Below are 2,955 nucleotides of genomic sequence, written 5' to 3'. Positions count from 1 at the left end.
AGCCTGGCGCCGGATCTGCTGATTGTCGTGGCCTATGGTCAGATTCTTCCCCAGGCGATTCTGGACTTGCCGACGCGCGGCGCCATCAATGTCCACGCCAGTCTCCTGCCCGCCTGGCGCGGCGCGGCGCCTATCGCCCGGGCCATCGCGGCGGGCGACAAAGAAAGCGGTGTCGCCATCATGCAGATGGAAGCCGGACTCGACTCCGGTCCGGTGCTGTGGGAGGAGCGCGTGCCCATTGCGCCCGATGACACGGCGGCGAGTCTCCATGACCGTTTGGCACGGTTGGGCAGCGATGCTTTGCGTCAGGCTCTGGACCGGCTCTGGGCGAATCGGCTCAAACCCGTGCCCCAGGATCCGGCACTGGTGACCTATGCCCGCAAGTTGAAGAAGGACGAGGCGCTGCTCGACTGGCGGCTTCCCGCGGCGACGCTGGAGCGTCTGGTGCGGGCTTTCAATCCCAGCCCCGTCGCCCATACCCTTTTTCGCGACAAAGGCTTGCGGGTCTGGCAGGCGCGGGTGCTGCCTGTCCGGGGCGAGCAGGCGCCCGGCACCATCACTGCCGTGGAAAAAGACGGGGTAGTGGTGACCTGTGGCGAAGATCAATTGCAGTTGCTGGCGGTGCAACCGGCGGGCAAGGGCGTACTCAGTGGTAGTGATTTCGCCCGCGGTTATCGCCCGCAAGTTGGCGAAGTGCTGGGATGAGGGAAGGGCGGACGGGGATTGAGCGGGCAAAAAGCACATCGGGTGTGACAGTGCGCAAGGCAGCTATTGCCGTATTGCGGGGCGTGGATAGCGGGCAGACGGTGGATGCCGCCCTGCTGCCGGTGGCGTTGACCGGTGCGGATCGGGCGACCTTGCAATGGCTGGTGCTGGGCACGCTGCGCGAGTATCTGCCCTTGCAGGCCCTGGCCGCTCAATTGCTGCGCAAAGGCTGGCGCGAGGAAGATGCGGATTTGGGTTTTTTGCTGAGTCTGGCCCTTTTTGAGTTGCGCCATGGGCAACGGCCCGCCTTCGCCGTGGTCAATGATTGGGTTGAGATGACAGAGGCCCTGAAAAAACCCTGGGCGCGCGGTCTGATGAATGCCGTTCTGCGCCGTTATCTGCGTGAGCGGGAGGCTTTGGATGTGGCACTGGCCGATCGCGATCTCGGGCACCCGGCCTGGCTGGCGGCGCGTTTACGCGCGGCCTATCCGCAAGACTGGCCCGCCATTGCCGCGGCCAATAACAGCGCACCGCCCCTCTGGCTGCGGGTGAATACGCAGCGGGTGGATCCCGGCAAATATCGGCGGTTGCTGGCAGAACAAGGCCTGGAGGCCGAGGGCGTGACGTGGAGTGATGCGGCCTGGTGTCTGCCCGCCAGTGTGCCGGTAGCGGCCCTGCCGGGCTGGGATGCCGGTTGGGTGGCGGTACAGGACGGAGCGGCACAACTGGCGGCCCACATTCTCGCGCCCCAGGAGGGGGAACGGATTCTGGACGCCTGCGCGGCCCCTGGCGGCAAGACCGCTCACCTATGGGCACTGGGGGCGACGCGCCTGGATGCCCTGGACCGCTCCGCAGAACGCCTGAACCGAGTGCGCGAAGCCCTGGAAAGACAAGGCGGTATGGTACGTTTGCAGGCGGCCGATGCCGCAGAAACCGCAACCTGGTGGAATGGCGAGCCCTATGACGCCATTCTTCTGGATGCGCCCTGTACCGGCACCGGGGTCATCCGTCGCCACCCAGACATCCGTCTGCGCCGCCAGCCGGAAGAGGTGGCCGAGGCCGTAGCGCAGCAGGCGCGCCTGCTGGAGGGTCTGTGGCCCTGTCTGCGCCCCGGCGGTCGGCTGCTCTATGCCACCTGTTCGGTGCTGCCCGAAGAAAACGAGGAACAAATCATCGCCTTTCTCCAGCGCCATCCCGATGCGCGCCGCTCTGCGCACCCGCTGACCGGACAACGCCTGCCCGGACAGGAAAACATGGATGGCTTTTTCTATGCCTTGCTGGAGAAGGGTGCGTGAGCCAGGATGGTGCGTTGCGTTTGCCCATCAGCAGAAATTGGCAACAGCAATTGGTCGTTATCCTGGTTGGGCTTTACTGTTTTTGGGGTCTGGCAGGGATCGCCGTGGCTGATCCGGCGTTTCACGTGGAACATTTGCAGGTAACGCCCTGCGGCGATGCCATCAAAATCAATGCCAGTGTGCAACTGGGCAAAGAAGCACTCTTGCAACAGATCCTTGACCAGGGGCAGACCCTGGTCTGGGTGGTGGAGGCGGAGTGGCGGGAGCCCGAACCCTTCTCCTTCATTCCCGGTGTGGGTGTACATGCACACGGGGAGGAGCGCTGGCGCATCCACTACTATCCCCTGACTAACCAATACGCCATTGAGGATCAGCACGGGGCGCTCACCTTGTACGCGCACTGGAGTGCGGTCGCCACGGCACTGGCCCAGGTGCATGATTTCATGCTCCCGCTGGTCCACGGTGCGGCGCGCGGTCAGGTGGCATTGCGGGTGTATATTGATGTCCAGGCCTTACCCCTGCCGTTGCGTTTACGTTCTCTGCTTGGCCACTGGAAACTGGAGTCCCAATGGATCGTCAGCGCGCCCCTTTCGCACTAAGAAACTGGTTACGTGCCCTGAGTGCCGGCACCACCCCGGAGCAGCAGCGGGTGGGGCCGCGCTGGGGCGCTGTTCTGCTTCTGTTGGCTATCGTTGCCTTTTTGGGGATCAACTTTTTCACCAGCGCCGGGGGACCGCTGAGCCATTATTTTGTGCCCATGCTGGTGATTTCCGCAGGAATCGTCCTCTTTCTGCTCATTCTGGTGCTGGTCTCGGTGGTGGCGCTGCTGTTGCGCCTGCGGCGAGGCGAGGTGGGCAGTCAACTCGCCACCCGTTTGGTGGTCATCATTACCCTGCTCAGTTTCCTGCCAGCGGTCATCGTCTTCGGTTTTTCCTGGCAATATCTGAATCGGGGT

General features: G+C 63.6%; 3 protein-coding genes and 1 pseudogene. All 4 read left to right on the top strand.

What is annotated here, in order from left to right; all coding sequences use genetic code 11:
• On the top strand, window positions 1–705 hold a 705-nt coding region (gene fmt, locus AC2VNK_RS07960), incomplete at its 5' end, for a methionyl-tRNA formyltransferase (RefSeq protein ID WP_486883406.1).
• Window positions 706–749: 44 nt separating this feature from the next.
• Window positions 750–2,000, top strand: a complete 1,251-nt coding sequence (gene rsmB, locus AC2VNK_RS07955; protein ID WP_486883405.1) for a 16S rRNA (cytosine(967)-C(5))-methyltransferase RsmB — start codon at window positions 750–752, stop codon at window positions 1,998–2,000.
• The gene (locus tag AC2VNK_RS07950; RefSeq protein ID WP_486883404.1) at window positions 1,997–2,599 is read left to right on the top strand and encodes a DUF4390 domain-containing protein; all 603 of its coding nucleotides are present in this window, start codon (window positions 1,997–1,999) and stop codon (window positions 2,597–2,599) included. The genes rsmB and AC2VNK_RS07950 overlap by 4 nt, the downstream gene beginning before the upstream one ends.
• Window positions 2,569–2,955: pseudogene (locus tag AC2VNK_RS07945) on the top strand (sensor histidine kinase); the annotation flags it as partial. The gene AC2VNK_RS07950 and the pseudogene AC2VNK_RS07945, both read left to right, overlap by 31 nt.

It is taken from the genome of Acidithiobacillus sp. TH-A35, from assembly GCF_057473505.1.
The sequence above is the reverse complement of the archived record's forward strand: the minus strand, read 5'-3'. Positions and strand labels throughout refer to the sequence as shown.